Here is a 17,775-nt window from a genome sequence, read left to right on the forward strand (position 1 = left end):
GCAGAGCGGGAATGGAAATTCGCCTGACGACGACGCAGGATTGGCGGCGCTTGAAGCAGGTGCGGCTTGCCGCGCTTCTGGATAGCCCAACAGCCTTTGGCGTGAGTTACCAGACTGCCGCCCGCCACAGCGATGAACAGTGGCAGCAACGAGCCTCATCGACGGGCACGGCGTTCTGGGTGGCCGTCCTTGGCGAGGCGCCGCTGGGGATGGTCGGGGCTGCGGTCAGTGACGTCGGGCGCTTCAACCTGATTGGCATGTGGATCGACCCTGCGGCACGGGGCAGTGGCGCTGCGGCCCGCCTGGTCGAGGCGGTCAAGGCCCGTGCCCTGGAACGTGGTCATGACCGTGTCTTTCTCGATGTCGCGCCGGAGAATGCCCGGGCGGTGGGGTTCTATTTGAGGCAGGGCTTTGTCTTCCTCGACGAATGGGAAGCGCTGGAGAGTCATCCGCAGATCAAGGTGCAGACAATGGTCTGGATTGCCGGGTGATGATGCAGGGCTCTGCCTCGGTGAGCGCAAAGCTCGACTTGGTCATACGGCGTACTGCGCGACCCCATGGCCGAACGACCAGTTCTCCTTGCGCACCTCGACCAGGTTGATGAACACATCCTCCATGCGCACCCCCGCCTGCTGGTTGAGCCCTTCGGCGATGGCCAGGTACAGCGCCTGCTTCTGCTCGACGGTGCGCCCTTCGCTGAGGGTGATCTGGATGAACACCTGGCCGTCCGTGCGCTGGATGCCCAGGTATTGCGGGTCATTCACCAGGCGGTCATGGTCATGCTCGGTCAGGACCTGGAAGTTGTCATGCTCGGGGACATTGATGGTGCGCTTCATGCTGGCATAAACGACCTCGCCGATTTTGCGCACATGGTTGCGGTCGGGGTGTCTTTTGATATCGATGCGGACCAGAGGCATGGTGGGCTCCTTGCGGGGGATTATTGAAGAGCGAGGGCCACCAGCGCGAGAGAGGGCGGCGCTAAGGCCCTCAGTCGGTGGGATAAATGTTCCAGGAAACGCTGTATTCAAGCGGGGCGGTAGCAGTCTTGTCTTTTTTCCTCGAACTGAGTGACAAGCTCGCTTCGCTGTAGCCGGTCAGGTTTTCGAACGTCAGGCGGCGCTGGGGAGGCTCGGGTTTTTCATCCGAGGTGATCTTGACGCCCTTGGCGTCACACAGCTTCTTGAAGTCACCGGCAGTGGCCTCGTACACCTTGATTGCTTCTTCAAGACTGTCGCCCGAGTAGAGCGTGACGACAGCGAATGGGTTGGTTGCCTGCTGGTACAGAGTGACATCCGTAGCCCCAGGGACGGCGATCGTCGAATGCACCACGTTGTCGATCAGCCCCGGGTTTACGGGGGCTGCCGCGATGGCTGCGAAGTTTTTCTTCGCGGCCATGCCGATACGTACCAATGCCGAAGCCATCTGTTCGGGCGCACTCGAACCTAGATTGTTCCAATTGTTATTGCAGTTTGGCATGGCCACTTTATTGCCAAGATAGCTGGCGGATACCAGTGCATTTTTGTCGAAGGGAATCTCCCAGGAAAAGCCGGAACGCTGGTTCGGGTCGTAGGAGGCGAACGTATAGGTCCCTGAAAGGACGCCTTTCGAACGGGGGGGAATCTCTACCGAACTGTAAGCGGCGTCCGATATGACGTAGTCCTCATAACGGTCGTCTGCACCTTTGGGGTAGCTGCCGGAGAGCACAATCAAGTTGATGGCCACGGTGTACGGTGCCGTATTGGTAATGGTGTAGTTGTACTTCTTGTGGATGCGAAAGTTCTCATCGGTTTCTATGGTGTCATCGTTCACGTCCATCCTGGTGTTCATCGCGATTGCGTTGACCGCCGTCTGTGTCGTACGGGTGATCGCGTTGCAAAGTGTCATGCTCCAGACCCGTTCATCGCTGATATCGTTCGGCCCCAGCAGTTTCTGTACGGCGGCGCGTGCCTGTTCGGCGCGTTCGCCCTGTTGATCGGTGGCGGTAATCCAGGTGTGCATGGCACGTATCAGGCCGAACTGCACGGCCAGTGAGCGTTCGCGCTTGTCGAGGTGCCCGGACAAGGTCTTCGAGGCAACATCCTGCTGTTCGGCATGGGCGCCAAGCTGTTTGAACAGACGCGCCGTCGCCAGCAGCTCTTTTCCACCCGCGCCGGTCTTGTCAGACAGCGAGACCCCCATGATCTGGGTTTCAAGCGTCGCCGTGGCCGCCAGCATGTCTGCCTGGCATTCAAAGGCCTTGCGGGACGGGTCGGCAGGGGAAACGTCGGGGATGTCGTGGCTTTGCGCAACATGAACCAGTTCGTGGAGCATCACGAAGCGCAGTGCGGGCTGGACCTGGTTTTCTGCCAGGTCGCGGGTGAAGTGTGCAAGGAAGTCCTTGCCGACCAGGATGTTGCCATCGACCCCCGTGGCTATCTGGTTGCCCTCGACCTTTTGCAGTGACGTCGCCGGGATGTGCCAGCGCTGCTCGGCCAGCTGTTTCATTTCGTCGAAGACAGCATCGAGGGTCTCGCTGCGCGCGCTGGTCGATACCGCCAGTGCACAGAGCAGGCAAATGCACTGGACGAGCGCGAATGTTCTTTCACGGCGCATGGCTCAACCTCTCCCCAGGGCGTGTCGGCGCGGCCAGGCCATAGGCAATGGAGATGACGGCGCAGGCCAGGGAGCACCAGATGACCAGGAATATGACGACCAGGGAAACAAAGCGGGCGATCAGCGCGGTGGGGGCGTACATGCGCTCGGTCACCCCGGCGTAGTCGGCCAGCAGCTCGGAGCATGTGGGTGTCTGCGACGCGTCGAATGTTGCCAGGTAGCTCAACAGGTCCGCTGTCGGTGACAGGCCGATCACCAGGCGTACTTCCTGGGTGTATTGGCAGGTCCAGAGTGAGCGCAGGATCATGAACGAGAAGAAGGCCAGCAGGAACAGCGCGCCACTGACAAGCGCCAGGCGTGTCCAGAACGACCTGGCTTTGCGCTCGCTCGCCCGGTAGGCGAACAGGGTGATGAACCCGGTGATCAGGGCGACCAGTACATTGGCGCAGGCCAGCACCGTGCTGTCGAGGTCGGAGACCGATGAGAGCTTTATGGCGAAGCTGAAGTTCGCACAGAAGGTAATGGCAATCCAGGTCGACAGGGCCAGGATCGGCTTCCAAAGCGCTTTTACATCCGGCGGCGAGGGGTCAGAAGTTCGAGACATCTATTCTCACCTCCTCGGTGGGTTTGGACGACAGGCCGATCAGGAGGTCTCGGCTAAGCAGGAGTGTTTTCCCCTTGTACAGTTGCAGCCGATAGCGCCCGGGCGGCATGGGCAGGGTCGCCTGGTTGGTTTCCGAGGCAAAAGGGAAGCGCGCATGGCTTTTCTGCGTGGCGTCGCGAAAGGGGTTGCAGGTCACTGTGTAACCCGGCTCGTCTTTGTCGCCGCGAATGGTGACGACGCTAACCGTTACCAGCATCGGCCTGTCGAAGGGGGAGAAGCCGGAGGTGCTGAACAGGAACTGGCGTTTCAGCTCGGCGTCCTGTCGGACCGCGCTCATGACTTCAATGGCGTCTTTGCGGTCGTGGGCACCAAGCGCACGGGAAAGCTGCTCGCGATAGGCCTCTATCGATGCATTGAACGCTGTGGGAAGGGGGGCCTCACGGCCATTGAACTCTTTGACGATCGCGTCAAAGGCGCTTGAGGTCTTGTCGATTTCGGCCTGAAGCGCTTCGTTGTCCGCGCTGTTCTGGTCTGACAATTGAGCCAGCAAGGGATATAGCGAAGCGAACGCTTCTGTGCCGAAACTGGAAGCGTGGCCAATAGGGATGCAGAGAAATGCATAGAGCACTGCCATGGCAAACGAACGGGCTATGCCGCTTCGTGTTGGTGTGTGTCCTGTAGGCACTTTTACTCCTCCACTGGTCAGGGAGCAGTCATGCGTCTTCTCAGCGTAGGCGAGCCGGTCTTGCCGTCAACTGGCGCCCGTGGGCTATCCCCGCTGCAGGCAACAGGCTGTCGGCTTGGGGCTGGGCAGGTGGCAGGCCGGCACAACTGGCGTATCATCCGCGGCCGCAACCGGAGCACCCCATGGCCAAAGACATCGACAACCCCTGCGTCTCGCTGTGCCAGCTCAACAGCGAGCTGTGCGTGAGCTGCGGCCGCACCCGCGAAGAAATCCGCAAATGGCGCGGCATGAAGCGCCCGGAAAAGATGGCGACGGTGCAGCGCGCCGCCACCCGCATGAAGGCCATCGTCAAGAAGAACGCCAAACGCCAGGCGAACGAATAGCGCCGTGTTCAGAAGCTTTCCAGGCCCGCCTCGATGCCGGCCTGCTGTGCCAGTTCGATCATGCTGTCGACCTGGTCGGCCGCGACGATGCAACCCACGTATTCGTCGCCGCCGGTGTCCAGCTGCAGGAAGCGTTTGCCCTGGCCCGCCAGCCAATGGTCAAAGCCGCTCAGCACCTGGGCCATGGTCTGTGTGCCGTCGTGTTCATAGGCATAGCGTTCGGTCACACCGCTGGCCTTGACCAGGTAGGGGGCCAGGTACTCGAAACTGTCGAAACCGTTCCAGTCCACGGCCAGCAGCGCCTGCTGTTCAAGCGGCAAGGCCTTGTCCGGGGCCAGCAAGGCCAGGCTCAACGCGCTGGCCGGCTCTTCGCCCTGGCCGTAGATGCGCAGCACCCGCCTGACCAGCCGAGCGCGCTCCTGCTCGGGCAGGTGCGCCAGCAGGGCTTGGGTGAAGGCCTTGAGACCTGGGCGGTAGGGGTGCAGCTCGCGCATGATCGCGGCGTCGCTGAGCGTCGGCTCATCCGGTGGCGGTTGGGTGAAGCGGCCGCCGAACAAACGGTCGAAAAGTCCCATTCTGTGTCCTGTACGCTCCATTGACGGGCTAAGCAGAGCATAGCCTTCGGAACAATCGTTGCTGTGCTGTCCATCCTTATTCGGCAGGCAGCACATCCGAAAGCATCAACCAAGGTGCTTTGCAGTTCAGGTGGGTGTGTTGCTGCTTGCTTGGCACGAAAGGCGTGTCCAGGGTGCCCAGCGCGACCGATATCCAGTCGCTGAACGGGCCCTGGCTGCGCGACCAGAACAGGCTTGTGCCGCAGTGAGTGCAGAACTGGCGCAGCACGTCAGCGGAGGAGGGGTAGGCTTTGAGCGCCTCGGCACCGCAGTGCAGACGCAATGCACTGCGCGGCACGCTGGCGTAGGTGGCGAAGGCCGCGCCATGGCCTTTGCGGCACTGGCTGCAATGGCAATGGGTCACCGCTTTGGGCCGGGCGAGCAGCTCGTAGCGGATCGCCGCGCACAGGCAACTGCCCTGGTAGGTTTCGCTCATTGCGGGTTCCCGATCAGTGCCTGGTTGACCGTCATCCAGCCATTGACCGCCGCTTCCCCGGCCTCGGCGAACACCTGCTCCAGCAGCTTCACCTGCTCGCGGCGCAGGGCCTGCTCCAGGCGCGCGCCTTCTTCGGTCAGTTGCAGCAGGCGCATGCGTTTGTCGGCCTCGGACGCCAGGCTGTCCACCAAGCGCATTTCCATCAGCTGGCGCAGCGGCATGTTCAACGCCTGCTTGCTCACCCCGAGCACGGCCAGCAGCTCCTTGACGCTCAGGTTCGGGTAACGGGCGATGAAGAACACGATCCGCTGGTGCACCCGGCCCAGGCCCCGGCGTTCGAGCATTTCGTCAGCCTTGGCGGTGAACGCCTGGTAGCCGAAGAAGAACGCCTCCATGGCTTGTTGCTGTGAAGTTGGGTTCTTAAGGTCAAGCATGTTGACTTATCCGTGAGAGGCGTCGTAATTTCGGTCAAGCAGTTTGACTTATTTCCCCCACGCCTCGCTACCGGTGATCCCATGGCTTTTTCTGAACGTGTCACGCGCCTCAAGAGTTCCCTGATCCGTGAAATCCTCGCCGCGGCCCAGCGCCCGGAGGTGATGTCGTTCGCCGGCGGCCTGCCGGCTGAGGCCATGCTGCCCAAGGTGGCGTGGGATGAAATGCCGGTCGCCATGGGCCAGTACGGCATGAGCGAGGGCGAGCCGGCCCTGCGCGAGGCCTTGGCGGCCGAGGCGCGGGCGCTGGGCATCGATTGCCAGGCCAGCCAGGTGCTGGTGGTCAGCGGCTCGCAGCAGGCGCTGGACCTGGCAGCCAAGCTGTACCTGGACAAGGGCACCGAAGTACTGCTGGAAGCCCCGACCTACCTGGCCGCGCTGCAGATATTCCAGCTGTTCGGCGCCGATTGCCTGGCCGTGCCGATGGAAGCCGACGGGCCGGACCTGGCCGCCTTGCGCCAGCGCCTGCAACAGCACCGCCCGGCGTTCATCTACCTGATCCCGACCTTCCAGAACCCGTCCGGCCTGCGCTACAGCGAGGCCAAGCGCGACGCCGTGGCGGCCTTGCTGGACGAGTTCGGCGTTACCCTGATCGAAGACGAGCCTTACCGTGAATTGAGCTTCGACGGTGCCTGCGCCACACCCATCGTCAGCCGCCTGCGCAAGGCCAGTTGGATCTATACCGGCACCGTGTCGAAAACCCTGCTGCCGGGGTTGCGGGTCGGCTACCTGATCGCCAGCCCTGATCTGTTCCCGTACCTGCTGCGGCTCAAGCAGGCCGCCGACCTGCACACCAACCGCGTCGGCCAGTGGCAGGTGCTGCAGTGGTTGGGCAGTGAACAGCATCAGCAGCACCTGGCGACCCTGCGTGACTACTACCGCGAGCGCCGCGATGCGTTCCAGGCGGCGCTGCAAACGCACTTCGCCGACCTTGCCGACTGGCAGCAGCCCGAGGGCGGGCTGTTCTTCTGGCTGACCCTCAAGCAGCCACTGGACACCCGGACCTTGCTGGCGGCCGCACTGGCGGTGGATGTGGCATTCATGCCGGGCGAGCCGTTCTTCCCAGCGCCGGACCGGCATCATGGGCATTTGCGGCTGAACTTCAGCCATGTGGCGCCGGGGCAGTTGGAGGAAGGATTGCGGCGCTTGGCGCAGGTGGTGCGCGAGGGGCAGCGGGCGAGGGCGGCGTGAATCTTTGCCGACGCTATCGCGGGGCAAGCCCGCTCCCACAGGACCGTGCGCGTCAACGTGGGAGCGGCGGTGCGCCGATGCGACTTGCCCCGCGATAGGACTTTGAACTTGCCATCAGGCATTTCTCGACCATCCTTCTTCCTGGCGCCCCCCACGCTGCCCAAGGAGATTCACGGATGTTCAAGCATCGCTTCGTCCCCGCCATGCTGCTGGGCGCATTGGCCCTGGCCCTCACGGCCTGCAGCAGCATCGACGCCCGCACCACTGAATACGTCGGTGCGCCGCACCCGGCGCCGACCCTGCCCGGCAACGTGGAGATCCTGCGCAGCGAGCCGACCCGGCCCCATGTGCGCTTGGGCGAGATCGTGGTCGATGCCGGTACCGATGGGTCGGCTTCGGTGAGTGAAATCGAGCAGAAGTTGCGCAGCGAAGCCGCAGGCATTGGCGGCGATGCCGTGGTGGTGGTGTACGACCGCATCCAGCCGGTAGCGGCTTATGTCAGCGGGCCGTTGTGGGACCGCGATATCCGTTCCATCGAGGGGCGCAAGTTGAAGGGCATCGTCATTCGCTATAACCGCTGAATCGGGAGTGCCGCCCATGCGCAGGTTGTGGCGAAAGTACCTCGAACTGCTGGAAGCCGACCTGAGCACCAAGGTTTTCGACAACTTCAAGAACTTGCTGGTGTGCGCGCTGCTGTTTGCGGCGGGGACCGAGGCTATTCATGGCAATCAGCAGGTTTTGCTGGGGCTGTGGGTTTCCAGTTTTACCGGGTGGGGGTTGATCCTGGTGTCGGCATTGCTGTTGCTGCTCAATGTCAGCGATACCTTGCATCGGTTGGCCAAGTTGCCTTATCACACGGTGTTGCAGGTGATCTTGTGTGTGCTTTATCTGGTGCTGGCTTCGCGGGTGGTTGAGATTGTGTGGAGTTTTCGGGCGGAGTAAGTCTTGAGTCTGGCGCAGCGTCATCAGCGCGCACCTCTGAATCGAGGTGAACCAACAAGGCGGACCAGGTGATGGCACAGGAAAGACTGGCCCGAAACAGATGTAGGAGCGGCCTTGCGCCGCGATGCGCCGCGCGGGCGGCGCTCGATCTCATAGGCGTTGCAAAATTACCGGCGGACACCTGGGGGCCCTCACCCAATATTCCGACATGCACTTGGTAGCCATTACCGGGTCATCATTAATCAGGCCCAGCGCTGTGATGCTCGGTCGCCCGCCGTGGGATCGCATGCGGGCCTCCATGTGCAAGCCGACAGATTTGCAGCGTTCTCAAGATCGAGCGCCGCCCGCGCGGCGCATCGCGGGACAAGCCCGCTCCCACATTTGTTTCGGGCCAGTCTTTCCTGTGCCATCACCTGGTCCGCCTTGTTGGTACGACGCGGAATCGCGGTGCGCGCTGACGGCCCCGTGTCCTACATGAATGAATCGGATTTTCCCTCTTCCGCGTAGGTCCTTTCCGAAGCATGCTTCCAAGGCTTTTGCACCATCGAACTGAGGTCTAGTCTCGCCACGCCGCTGCAAATTCAGCGGCCGGGTCTGCAAGCCCGTGCGGGACAACTAGATCAGCAACACCATCAGTCTTCGGCTTCTGGCACCTGACTGTGCTTTATGGTGGCTGCGTGCGGGTGACCTTCGGGTCAGCCGGGCTTTCTCTAGTTGCCCCGGTCTTGCAGGCCCGTACGTAGCCACCACCTATTCACCTGCAAGTGATCGGTGGCGGTCCGATAAGCACAACTAGAGACTGACGCCATGCTCAAAATCGTTCCCGACCCACCCCATTCCCCCGATACCCCTCAATACCTCGAAGACACCCTGGTCGAAGCCATGGAGCACGCCCTGTGCGGCCTGGCCGTGGCCCATCAGTCCATCACCTACCTGCCCCGATCACCCGCCACCATCATGCTGATGACCGTGATGCACGAACTCGAAGCCCTGCGCACCCTGATGGAATGTGCGCTGGCTCAGTTGCAGCGCAGGGCACAGCCCGGCGAGCACACGCTCCACTGAGCGCCTGAGTTCCCCCCCAATCGAGGCTGTCACATGAAAAACGACTTACCCGAAAGCATCGGCAAACTCGGCTACACCGTCGGCTCGGCCACCTGCATCGCGGGCGTGGGCGAGGGCACGCGGCTGTTTCGCGTAGAGCCCGGCAACTGCGCCGACCACGCCCTGGACCAGGCCTCCGAACTGCTCGACAGCGTCCGCCGGGCGTCGTTCATCGGCGTGATGGAAAACGACCCGGTGCTGGTCTGGGCCGGGTATTTTCTCGGCGATCTGGCCAAGGCCCTGATGGATGACGCACACATGGGCATGCGCAAGCACGATTGACCAGGCATGGGGCGGTGCAGATCCTTCGCCGCCCTGTATCAGAACAATGACTCAGTAGTTGTACGGTGCGTCCTCTCAAATGTTGAAGATGTACTCCACCGCCTGGCTGTTTGCGGCGACGCCATGATAGAACGCCGATTCCCAGGCATTGAGCGAACGCTTCTGCGTGGCCTCGTACTCCGCCAACCAGAGCAAACTTTCGTGTACGGCCTGCACACTCGAGCGGTTGTGCAGCAATTTGCGCTTCTCGCTTGCCAGCACGCCCCACATGCCGTCGAAGAACGCCGGTGCACCCGCTGGTGTGATCACGTTATCCACGTGCCATTGCACGGTTGCGAGCTGTGTACCGGTCAGGTTGATGGCGACCGGTGTGAATTCGGGCGCGCGCAAGTCTCCGGTGATGTTCACCGAAAGTATCCGGTCCGTGGTGAACAGGTCGAAGTAAGGGTGCACGGGGCGTTCGTCAGGCTGGTGTCCCTTGACTAGCACACCCCGGTTGTTGTTGCAGCGATCACAGGCGGGGATCAGGTTCTTGGAGAAGAAGGCGAACTCTGTATAGGTAGATTGCGGCAGATAGTGATCCAGGGTGCCGAGCGCCGATCTTCCACACATAGGGCAAGCGCCTTCGATACTATTCCTCAGCGCGTTGATGGGATCGAGCACGATCGGAGGTGCTGCGTAGAGCGCTTCGAGGTTGTGCTTGATGGGGGCGAAGGAGGGGTCCTCCTGCACGTTCCACGGATTGCCCTCGTGTCGCAAGTATGTCTTGTAGCGGTTGAGGATATCCTGCCGTCGCGTCTCGACCCTCACCGCGTGAGGGGAGCGTGAATAGATCAGGTTGTTGAGCAATGTGTCATCGTCGAAGTGGGGAGGATCAATCTTGCGCATCGTTGCCTTCCATCTTGCGCCGCAGTGACAGCATCGCTTCGACACTCAGCTCCGAGGCGAAGCGCTCGAGCACTTCCTCGAAGGAGTTCACTTGACCCCGGGCCAGGTCCAGCAAGTCTTCGTACAGGTGGTTGGGCAAATCGTCGCCAAACACTTCATTGGAAATGGAGGCGACATTCGCACCGAGTGTCTGCATGCGTGGCTTGACGACGGCAGTGGTGCCGTTCATGGGCCGCATCACATGCACCTGAGCCCGCTGGACCTCGCGCACGACAAAGGGCGAATGGGTCGCGACCAGGGCGATCGAGCGAGTGCCGCAGAGGATCTTGTTCAGGCTGCGCATGAAGCGCGATATGAGGTTCGGGTGCAGGAAGTTCTCCGGCTCATCGATGACGAACAGCGAACCCGGCCCGGCATTGGCCAATGCCGTGAGGATGAACCGCAGGAAGGATTGTTGCCCGAGGCTCAGGGGCCGAATGTTGTCTTGCCCGTCACGGAACATCAGGGGCGCTCCCGCGTAGACCATGCTTGCGTTGTGCAGCCTTTGCGCCTCGCTGCCTTGCGCCCATTGCTCGAACCGCACATTGCGCATGTGTTCCTGGGTCAGGTGCTCAGTGGGTTGCGCGATGACCGGGATGAACAGCTGCAGGCCGCGAAATGCGTCCTTGAGGATCTCGGCGAAGTGATCGAGTAGCGCGCCCTGGTTGTCATGCCCGCGCGCCACGTCCACCAGCAGGCTGGTCAGTGGTGCCTCCTTGGGTTTGCTCGGCGTGGCCGGATTGAACCTGAAAACCCTGGCGGTGGCACTGCCTTGCGCCGAAGAGGGTGCGAAATCCCGGGTCGAGGCGGTGTGGATGAACGCCAGCACCTGGTTGATCTCGGGCTTGTCGTGGATCACGCCCACCTTGCTTGCCTTGTCGACCATGGCCTTGGCGATCTTGGCCAGGGCCGAGGTCTTGCCGCACCCATTCTCGCCAATGATCACCGCGATGCGCCCGCGCAGCAGGTTCTCCCGGTCGAACTCGAAGTTGAACGTCGCCTTTGGGCCCTTACCCAGGAGCTCGACCGCAAACGCCGAACAAGCGTCCGTGTCGTTGTCACGCTGGCCGCGCAACATGCGTTCGCCCTTGCGAAAGGCAAAGTAGCACTCGCTGGAGCGGATCATGGCGTGGGTGAACACCGGGTCCTTCTTGAAATCGGGCCACGGGGTGTACGAGGCACCGGGCTGCAGGGCGATATCCTGCAGCGCCGAAAGCAGAGCGCGGCCTCGTTCCACGCCGAACATACGGCGAATGAGGCCGTAGGACTTCGCATCGCTGAGCAGCGTCCTGAAGGGTTTGCCCAGCTGGTCGGCGAAGTAGGCGGTGCAACTGCCTTCAAGCAAGGTTTGTATGAAGGCGAAGGTACTGGCTTCACCCTGCACCGCACACCGCGCGGCGAACCAGTTGATGGGCATGCCGGATACCGGTAGACCGATTCGGCAGAGGATGTAGTGGCCGAAATCGTCATACTTGGACTCCAGGGGAAGAATGTAGGCATCCGCTTCCGTGTGTTCGGCAACTTGCGCGTCAAGGACGAAGGCCACCTTGGGCATTGGTTTCTTTGCTGCGGGGGCTGCTGATGCAGGTGGGGCGCGACGCTTCATAGCCGTCCTTGGACTTGAGTGATGGGGGCGTTTTTCGACAGGGGCTTGCCCCGACGAGGGTGTAGGCAATCGAATATTGGCGGCGCAGTACCCGGCATGGTAGCGAACTGATTGCACTTGAGCCAGGCATCGGACCGACTGGCCAAGCCTCGATTCGAACGGGGCAAGGCCGTGCGAAAGGCTGGGGACTATGACCATGCTGCGCAGGTGTCTGCAGTGGTAGCATCCGCGCGGACTGGCCGATGACTGCCGACGTATCGGATAACAGGAACGTTTTCAAAGGGGCAAATTGCATGGATTGGGTTAGCTTCCCCCCAGGGGTGAAGGAACGCTACGAGACGCTTTCAGGCATCGATGGCAACTTGAAGATCGCATGCCTGGAGCAGATGAATACCGGGGCCCTTGCGGTCGACCCACTCAGGGACAGCGAGTCGTATGGGGTCTTTGCCAGTCAGTTCAACGCCACGATGCTGGCCGCCCATGCGTTCGAGAACATGTTCGAGCTCGAGGGGCGACGTTGGACCGAGCGGGGCTACGATGACTTCGAAATCACCATGCCGGAGTTTTATTTCTGTCATCCCAGCTTGGATGCCAATGCTTCTAAATCGGTAGCCCAATTTCCCGAAATTCGTAATGTTGTCGATGCAACGAAGGCGCGCCTGCATTATTCCAAGGATGCATCTTTCATGTTGGGGGAGCTGCACAAGCTGGAGTTCATTTCGGTGTTCTCCTATCTCGAAGCTTATGTGGAGAGTCTGTTGGTCGAGTTTCTTGGCCTGAGCAAGAATGGTGCGGCCAGCAAAGTGCGTAAGGAAAGTCTGCCCAAGCTGCTCAAAGACACCCTCAATTCCATCGACCCCGCAATCGTGCATGCGGTGGAACTCTTTGACGCGCAAGTGTTCAGGTTCCTGGCTTTTTGCACGATGTTGCGGAATCTGCACAGCCATAGCCTCGGCGTCATGACCCAGTATCGTTTCGACGAGGCGCTGGAGGAGGGATATATCGGGCATGACAGCTACGCCGAAACCGGTAAGCCCGTCACCAGCTACGCTCGGCTGGCGTTTGGTTACACCGATTACGTGTTTGAGGTGGGGCGCCGGGTGAATCTGAGTGTTATCGGCCAGCCATTCCGGCTGCTGGTGCGGGAGGTTGTCACGGTCGTTGAGTTCTTCCTGAAGGATTTGAAGGCTGCCCAGAGGGACCAATGAACATTTCCGGTTGATCCCCAGATGCGAGCCGGATGAGCCGCTAGCCGGGCTTGTCGCCTATTTTCCTCAGATGTGCTGGTCACCCGGAACAACACTTTTCAAGCAAAATCCCGGATAATGCTCCTCAATTCGCATTCCGCTGTCCCGCCCCGCTTCCTGGTACCCCCTCGCATGGAAATCAAGGTCAATTTTCTCGACAACCTCCGTCTCGAAGCCAAGTTCGACGACTTCACGGTGATCGCCGACCAGCCGATCCGCTACAAAGGCGATGGCTCGGCCCCGGGGCCGTTCGACTACTTCCTGGCGTCCTCGGCGCTGTGCGCGGCGTACTTCGTCAAGCTGTACTGCCAGACCCGCGACATCCCCACCGAGAACATCCGCCTGTCGCAGAACAACATCGTCGACCCGGAGAACCGCTACAACCAGATCTTCAAGATCCAGGTCGAGCTGCCCGAAGACATCAGCGAAAAGGACCGCCAGGGCATCCTGCGCTCCATCGACCGCTGCACCGTGAAGAAAGTGGTGCAGACTGGCCCCGAGTTCATCATCGAACAGGTCGACAACCTCGACGCCGACGCCCAGGCATTGCTGATGCCGGTGTCGGACAGCACCACCTACATCCCCGGCAAGGACCTGCCGCTGGAGCAGACCATCGCCAACATGTCGGCGATCCTCGCCAACCTGGGGATGAAGATCGAGATCGCCTCGTGGCGCAACATCGTGCCCAACGTGTGGTCGCTGCACGTGCGCGACGCGCAGTCGCCGATGTGCTTCACCAACGGCAAGGGGGCCACCAAGGAAGCCGCGCTGGCCTCGGCGCTGGGCGAGTTCATCGAGCGCCTGAACTGCAACTTCTTCTACAACGACCAGTTCTGGGGCGAGGACATCGCCAACGCGCCGTTCGTGCATTACCCCAACGAGCAGTGGTTCAAGCCCGGGCCCAAGGACGCGCTGCCAGAAGAAATTCTCGACCAGCACTGCCTGGCGATCTTCAACCCCGACGGCGAGCTGCGCGGCTCGCATCTGTACGACACCAACTCGGGCAACAAGGAGCGCGGCATCTGCTCGCTGCCGTTCGTGCGCCAGTCCGACGGCGAGACCGTGTACTTCCCGTCCAACCTGATCGAAAACCTGTACCTGAGCAACGGCATGAGCGCCGGCAACACCCTGGCCGAAGCCCAGGTGCAGTGCCTGTCGGAGATCTTCGAACGGGCGGTCAAGCGCGAGATCCTCGAAGACGAGCTGTGCCTGCCGGACGTGCCGCAGGAGGTGCTGGCCAAGTACCCGGGCATCGTCGCCGGTATCCAGGGGCTGGAAGAGCAGGGCTTCCCGGTGCTGGTCAAGGACGCCTCGCTGGGCGGTGAATTCCCGGTGATGTGCGTGACCCTGATGAACCCGCGCACCGGCGGCGTGTTCGCCTCGTTCGGCGCCCACCCAAGCTTCGAGGTTGCGCTGGAGCGCAGTCTCACCGAACTGCTGCAGGGCCGCAGCTTCGAAGGCCTGAACGACCTGCCGCAGCCGACCTTCGACAGCCTGGCACTGACCGAACCGAACAACTTCGTCGAGCACTTCATCGACTCCAGCGGCGTGGTGTCGTGGCGCTTCTTCGGCGCCAAGCCCGACTACGAATTCGTCGAGTGGGACTTCAGCGGCCATGGCGAGGACTCCAACGTACAAGAGGCCGACACCTTGTTCGGCATCCTCCAGGACATGGGCAAGCAAGTGTACATGGCCGTGTACGACGACCTCGGCGCCACCGCCTGCCGCATCCTGGTGCCGGGCTACTCGGAGATCTACCCGGTCGAGGACCTGATCTGGGATAACACCAACCGTGCGTTGGGTTTCCGTGCCGACATCCTCAACCTGCACAGCCTCGACAACCGCTCGCTGAAGCTGCTGCTCAAGCGCCTGGACAATGCCGAGGTGGATGATTACACCACCATCACCACGCTGATCGGCGTGGAGTTCGACGACAACACGGTGTGGGGCCAACTGACCATCCTCGAGCTGAAGCTGCTGATCCAGCTGGCGGTGCAGCGCTTCGAAGAGGCCAAGGAACTGGTGGAAATGTTCCTGCAGTTCAACGACAACACCGTTGAGCGCGGGTTGTTCTACCAGGCGTTGAACGTGGTGCTGGAGGTGGTGCTGGACGACGAGCTGGAGATGGAAGATTACGAGCACAACTTGCGTCGCATGTTCGGCAACGAGCGCATGGACGCGGTGCTGGGCTCGGTGGATGGCAGCGTGCGTTTCCACGGCCTGACCCCGACCAGCATGAAGCTCGAAGGCCTGGACCGCCACCTGCGCTTGGTGGAGAGCTACAAGAAGCTGCATGCGGCGCGGGCGAAGGCGGCGGGGTTGCAGGGCTGATCAGCGAAAGCTGGCGCGATTGCCGGGTTTGGTCTTAGCTGTCCCGGGGCCGGCGGCTCATGCGCCGGCATCCCGAAGGACAGACCAGGACCAAGGAGGTCATGTTGAAAGGCAAACTGCTGGCGGCATCGCTGCTGCTGTGGATGTGCTCGATGACGGCGTACGCCGATTGCGCGGTGCTCGGGCCGCAACCGGACCCTTGCGCGGGGCCTGTGCTCGGCCCCACCGAGTGCGTCTGCCCCTGAGGCAAACAAGGAATGTTCGAAAGATGACCAGGAGGTCGAAAATGAAGAAGGTGCTGTTGGCTGTGCTGTTTTCCCTAGGTTTCTCGCTGACCGCCCAGGCCTCGTGCCCGGTGTTCGGGCCGGGTAAGGATCCGTGCGCAGGGCCGGTATTCGGGCCGTCTACCTGCCAATGCCCGTGAGTTTTGCATTGTAGGAATGGGGCTGCTTCGCAGCCCTTTTCTGTTGCTTGAGGTCACTTGATGAGCGCGTTACTAAAGTGCCACCTCCAGGCGGCCTTCTCCTGAGCGGATGGTCCAATAATCCGCTTTTAGAACAGGCCGGAGCAACGCCCCGCCGAGAGTGCCGCATCGGTATTCCCTAAACTTTTATAAACTTCACGATAGCCTTTCCTGGTCGGCCCCTCCATGCATCTCATCCTTCATTGAACCATCTTGCGTTCCCATGAAACGCCACCATAGCTCCTGCTATTCAGCCTTGGCAAAACTTGGGATCAGTCAACGCTTCGTGAGGTAAAAGCCCAAATGTGGAAAAAGAACATTGCCGCAGTAAGGAGAATCACAAACCAGAAACCGAAATCAGTTATAGAGTTATAGGGGAATCGGATAAGTCCCTCTCCGCTCATCATTTCAATATAAACGCCCCCCATGCAACCATTGAAGAATAACGAGCCTGAAAATTGCAAAAATCTATCCAGGTTCTTGAAAGCAAATCTATTAAGCAGCAAGCTGATTGCGATATCGCATATTGCAAAAAGCCCCAGAAGCAGCAGCTTCATTCTTTGTACTCATCCACCCATTGCTTAATGGTCAGGCCAGATGTGGGAAGCTCGACTGCAAGCCCTCCCTTACCTAGCTGTCTTATTTTTCGCTCTTTGTCAGCATCCATATATCGATATAGCCGCCATGCATCTCGCCTTGGAACCTTTCGCCACAGCGCCCGCCCCGACAGGAAAAGATCCGCCGTGTAGTACGCGAGATTGCCATCCTGCTCGCTATACCCCAGGCTCTTGGCTGCATCCTGATAGAGCTCCCTCACAGGCCCGACCACATCGGTTCGACCTTCGTAGAGACCCCGGGCATTTTCATAAAGGTTGTTACCTCCATGCATGATCAATGGCGCCCCGTGAATCACGCATGTGGAACCAAGACTCCCTATGCAGCCCCCTAACCCCTCAGCAAATTGCGAGGCGCCGCCAGCCATGCCTACCAACTGGGTAAATATCCGCGACGCCTGCGAGTAAAGACTCTTCTTCTCGGCCTGAATCCGCTCGAGCCCTTGCTCCGGGGTGATGCGTCGCTCGTACACATCATCCATCACACGCCGCGCGTAATAAGCCAACTCCCGATTGAATTGCATCCGCAACCGCCGATCGCTCAGGTGTTTAGCACTGACCCCACAGCCATAGCTGATCAACCGAGACGCTGCCGCATTCACCTCCCAATACGCCTCATCCAGCCGCTCACCATATTCCTCGCGCTGGCTCATAGCTGCTCACCCCAGCTGGCGTACCCGGTAGTACCGGCGGCGTGATGAATCCAACTGATGGTCCGATAGCTGATAAGCAGCCGTTCCTCGGCGTCCTGATCGGTCAAGAGCACCGCATGGGGCACATCCATTTCCTGGCTGACGATCACCGCGCCTTCCAGCCTCACCGAGAAGTACTTCTCCCGATGGCCTGCCGGATGAATGCGATACAGCTGGATATCGCAGTCGAGCACTTCCCGGCTGTCCACGGCCTGGGCCAGCAAGGGCGTGGACTTGTCGATGAGCTTGGTGACCACGACCGGGTGGTGGGTGCCGCGCTGGGTGTTGTCCGTGTTGGAAATACCGTGGCTGAACGACATCACCGTGATCTCGTCCTGGTGCGCGACCTGGCACCTGTTGCCGATGGACGCCTGGGTATTGCAGCCTGACGAAATCAGACCTTGCCGCTTGCCGGTGATGCTCATGTATCCGTTGAAAGCCATGGGCTGCACTCCTTGTAGAGAAAGGATCGCAGCCTACGAAAACACTCAGGGCGTGTATGCCGGACGCGTCTGAATTATCCGGCCTTCGCAGAACGCTTTGTTTACTGAACCTGATTGCTACGAGTGAT

23 protein-coding genes are annotated in these 17,775 nt (G+C 60.8%); 11 read left to right on the forward strand and 12 right to left on the reverse strand.

Annotated elements, in window-relative coordinates:
* The first annotated feature begins 11 nt into the window (after nt 1–11).
* Nucleotides 12–491, forward strand: a complete 480-nt coding sequence (locus DM373_RS20090) for a GNAT family N-acetyltransferase (RefSeq protein WP_208642812.1) — start codon at nt 12–14, stop codon at nt 489–491.
* Between the two features lie 42 nt (nt 492–533).
* On the opposite strand, the gene DM373_RS20095 is transcribed toward DM373_RS20090, so the two are convergent.
* The 4 genes from DM373_RS20095 to DM373_RS20110 all read right to left on the reverse strand — a co-directional run bounded on the left by DM373_RS20095 (nt 534) and on the right by DM373_RS20110 (nt 3,830).
* The gene (locus DM373_RS20095; RefSeq protein WP_110995226.1) at nt 534–917 is read right to left on the reverse strand and encodes a tautomerase family protein; all 384 of its coding nucleotides are present in this window, start codon (nt 915–917) and stop codon (nt 534–536) included.
* Between the two features lie 70 nt (nt 918–987).
* The gene (locus DM373_RS20100) at nt 988–2,592 is read right to left on the reverse strand and encodes a hypothetical protein (RefSeq protein ID WP_110995227.1); all 1,605 of its coding nucleotides are present in this window, start codon (nt 2,590–2,592) and stop codon (nt 988–990) included.
* Nucleotides 2,582–3,196, reverse strand: a complete 615-nt coding sequence (locus tag DM373_RS20105) for a hypothetical protein (RefSeq protein ID WP_110995228.1) — start codon at nt 3,194–3,196, stop codon at nt 2,582–2,584. The genes DM373_RS20100 and DM373_RS20105 overlap by 11 nt, the downstream gene beginning before the upstream one ends.
* Nucleotides 3,180–3,830: a hypothetical protein gene (locus DM373_RS20110; protein WP_110995229.1), complete on the reverse strand. Its 651-nt coding sequence runs from the start codon at nt 3,828–3,830 to the stop codon at nt 3,180–3,182. Before DM373_RS20110 ends, DM373_RS20105 begins: the two co-directional genes overlap by 17 nt.
* Before the next feature lie 233 nt (nt 3,831–4,063).
* Here DM373_RS20110 and DM373_RS20115 point away from each other — a divergent pair, with 233 nt between their 5' ends.
* Nucleotides 4,064–4,264, forward strand: a complete 201-nt coding sequence (locus DM373_RS20115) for a DUF1289 domain-containing protein (protein ID WP_110995230.1) — start codon at nt 4,064–4,066, stop codon at nt 4,262–4,264.
* Between the two features lie 8 nt (nt 4,265–4,272).
* Here the strand turns inward: DM373_RS20115 and DM373_RS20120 are convergent, their stop codons facing one another.
* The 3 genes from DM373_RS20120 to DM373_RS20130 form a co-directional block, all read right to left on the reverse strand.
* Nucleotides 4,273–4,839, reverse strand: coding sequence for a DUF6630 family protein (locus tag DM373_RS20120; protein ID WP_110995231.1), 567 nt, complete (start codon nt 4,837–4,839; stop codon nt 4,273–4,275).
* 76 nt (nt 4,840–4,915) lie between these two features.
* A complete protein-coding gene (locus tag DM373_RS20125; RefSeq protein WP_110995232.1) occupies nt 4,916–5,314 on the reverse strand; it encodes a GFA family protein in 399 nt (132 codons plus the stop codon).
* Nucleotides 5,311–5,748 (reverse strand): MarR family transcriptional regulator, encoded by a 438-nt coding sequence (locus tag DM373_RS20130; protein WP_110995233.1) that lies wholly within the window; start codon nt 5,746–5,748, stop codon nt 5,311–5,313. Before DM373_RS20130 ends, DM373_RS20125 begins: the two co-directional genes overlap by 4 nt.
* Nucleotides 5,749–5,829: 81 nt before the next feature.
* Between DM373_RS20130 and DM373_RS20135 the strand changes: the two genes are divergently transcribed.
* The 5 genes from DM373_RS20135 (at nt 5,830) to DM373_RS20155 (ending at nt 9,324) form a co-directional block, all read left to right on the forward strand.
* Nucleotides 5,830–6,996: an aminotransferase-like domain-containing protein gene (locus tag DM373_RS20135; RefSeq protein ID WP_110995234.1), complete on the forward strand. Its 1,167-nt coding sequence runs from the start codon at nt 5,830–5,832 to the stop codon at nt 6,994–6,996.
* Nucleotides 6,997–7,172: 176 nt separating this feature from the next.
* Nucleotides 7,173–7,577: a hypothetical protein gene (locus DM373_RS20140; protein WP_110995235.1), complete on the forward strand. Its 405-nt coding sequence runs from the start codon at nt 7,173–7,175 to the stop codon at nt 7,575–7,577.
* A gap of 16 nt (nt 7,578–7,593) precedes the next feature.
* On the forward strand, nt 7,594–7,938 hold the full coding sequence (locus DM373_RS20145; protein ID WP_110995236.1) for a hypothetical protein: 345 nt from the start codon (nt 7,594–7,596) through the stop codon (nt 7,936–7,938).
* A gap of 807 nt (nt 7,939–8,745) precedes the next feature.
* A complete protein-coding gene (locus DM373_RS20150; RefSeq protein ID WP_110995237.1) occupies nt 8,746–9,003 on the forward strand; it encodes a hypothetical protein in 258 nt (85 codons plus the stop codon).
* Between the two features lie 33 nt (nt 9,004–9,036).
* On the forward strand, nt 9,037–9,324 hold the full coding sequence (locus tag DM373_RS20155; protein ID WP_110995238.1) for a DUF3077 domain-containing protein: 288 nt from the start codon (nt 9,037–9,039) through the stop codon (nt 9,322–9,324).
* Nucleotides 9,325–9,399: 75 nt separating this feature from the next.
* Here the strand turns inward: DM373_RS20155 and DM373_RS20160 are convergent, their stop codons facing one another.
* Both DM373_RS20160 and DM373_RS20165 read right to left on the reverse strand, forming a co-directional pair.
* Entirely contained in the window at nt 9,400–10,212 is an 813-nt protein-coding gene (locus tag DM373_RS20160) for an HNH endonuclease (RefSeq protein WP_110995239.1), read from the reverse strand.
* Nucleotides 10,199–11,806, reverse strand: coding sequence for an AAA family ATPase (locus tag DM373_RS20165; RefSeq protein WP_157966863.1), 1,608 nt, complete (start codon nt 11,804–11,806; stop codon nt 10,199–10,201). The genes DM373_RS20160 and DM373_RS20165 overlap by 14 nt, the downstream gene beginning before the upstream one ends.
* A 293-nt stretch (nt 11,807–12,099) precedes the next feature.
* Here DM373_RS20165 and DM373_RS20170 point away from each other — a divergent pair, with 293 nt between their 5' ends.
* From DM373_RS20170 to DM373_RS28965, 4 genes are all read left to right on the forward strand, one after another.
* Nucleotides 12,100–13,065, forward strand: a complete 966-nt coding sequence (locus tag DM373_RS20170) for a hypothetical protein (RefSeq protein ID WP_157966864.1) — start codon at nt 12,100–12,102, stop codon at nt 13,063–13,065.
* Nucleotides 13,066–13,236: 171 nt separating this feature from the next.
* Nucleotides 13,237–15,435 (forward strand): OsmC domain/YcaO domain-containing protein, encoded by a 2,199-nt coding sequence (locus DM373_RS20175; RefSeq protein WP_110995242.1) that lies wholly within the window; start codon nt 13,237–13,239, stop codon nt 15,433–15,435.
* A gap of 104 nt (nt 15,436–15,539) precedes the next feature.
* A complete protein-coding gene (locus tag DM373_RS20180) occupies nt 15,540–15,680 on the forward strand; it encodes a PA0050 family protein (protein WP_110995256.1) in 141 nt (46 codons plus the stop codon).
* Nucleotides 15,681–15,721: 41 nt separating this feature from the next.
* Nucleotides 15,722–15,859 (forward strand): PA0050 family protein, encoded by a 138-nt coding sequence (locus DM373_RS28965; protein WP_167409849.1) that lies wholly within the window; start codon nt 15,722–15,724, stop codon nt 15,857–15,859.
* A gap of 311 nt (nt 15,860–16,170) precedes the next feature.
* On the opposite strand, the gene DM373_RS20185 is transcribed toward DM373_RS28965, so the two are convergent.
* From DM373_RS20185 to DM373_RS20195, 3 genes are read right to left on the reverse strand one after another with little or no spacing between them, the layout of a single operon-like run.
* Nucleotides 16,171–16,455 (reverse strand): hypothetical protein, encoded by a 285-nt coding sequence (locus DM373_RS20185; protein WP_110995243.1) that lies wholly within the window; start codon nt 16,453–16,455, stop codon nt 16,171–16,173.
* Nucleotides 16,452–17,165, reverse strand: coding sequence for a DUF4225 domain-containing protein (locus DM373_RS20190; RefSeq protein ID WP_244215101.1), 714 nt, complete (start codon nt 17,163–17,165; stop codon nt 16,452–16,454). Before DM373_RS20190 ends, DM373_RS20185 begins: the two co-directional genes overlap by 4 nt.
* Nucleotides 17,162–17,647: an Hcp family type VI secretion system effector gene (locus DM373_RS20195; RefSeq protein WP_110995244.1), complete on the reverse strand. Its 486-nt coding sequence runs from the start codon at nt 17,645–17,647 to the stop codon at nt 17,162–17,164. The genes DM373_RS20190 and DM373_RS20195 overlap by 4 nt, the downstream gene beginning before the upstream one ends.
* Nucleotides 17,648–17,775 lie beyond the last annotated feature (128 nt).

Source organism: Pseudomonas sichuanensis (assembly GCF_003231305.1).
GTDB classification, from domain to species: domain Bacteria; phylum Pseudomonadota; class Gammaproteobacteria; order Pseudomonadales; family Pseudomonadaceae; genus Aquipseudomonas; species Aquipseudomonas sichuanensis.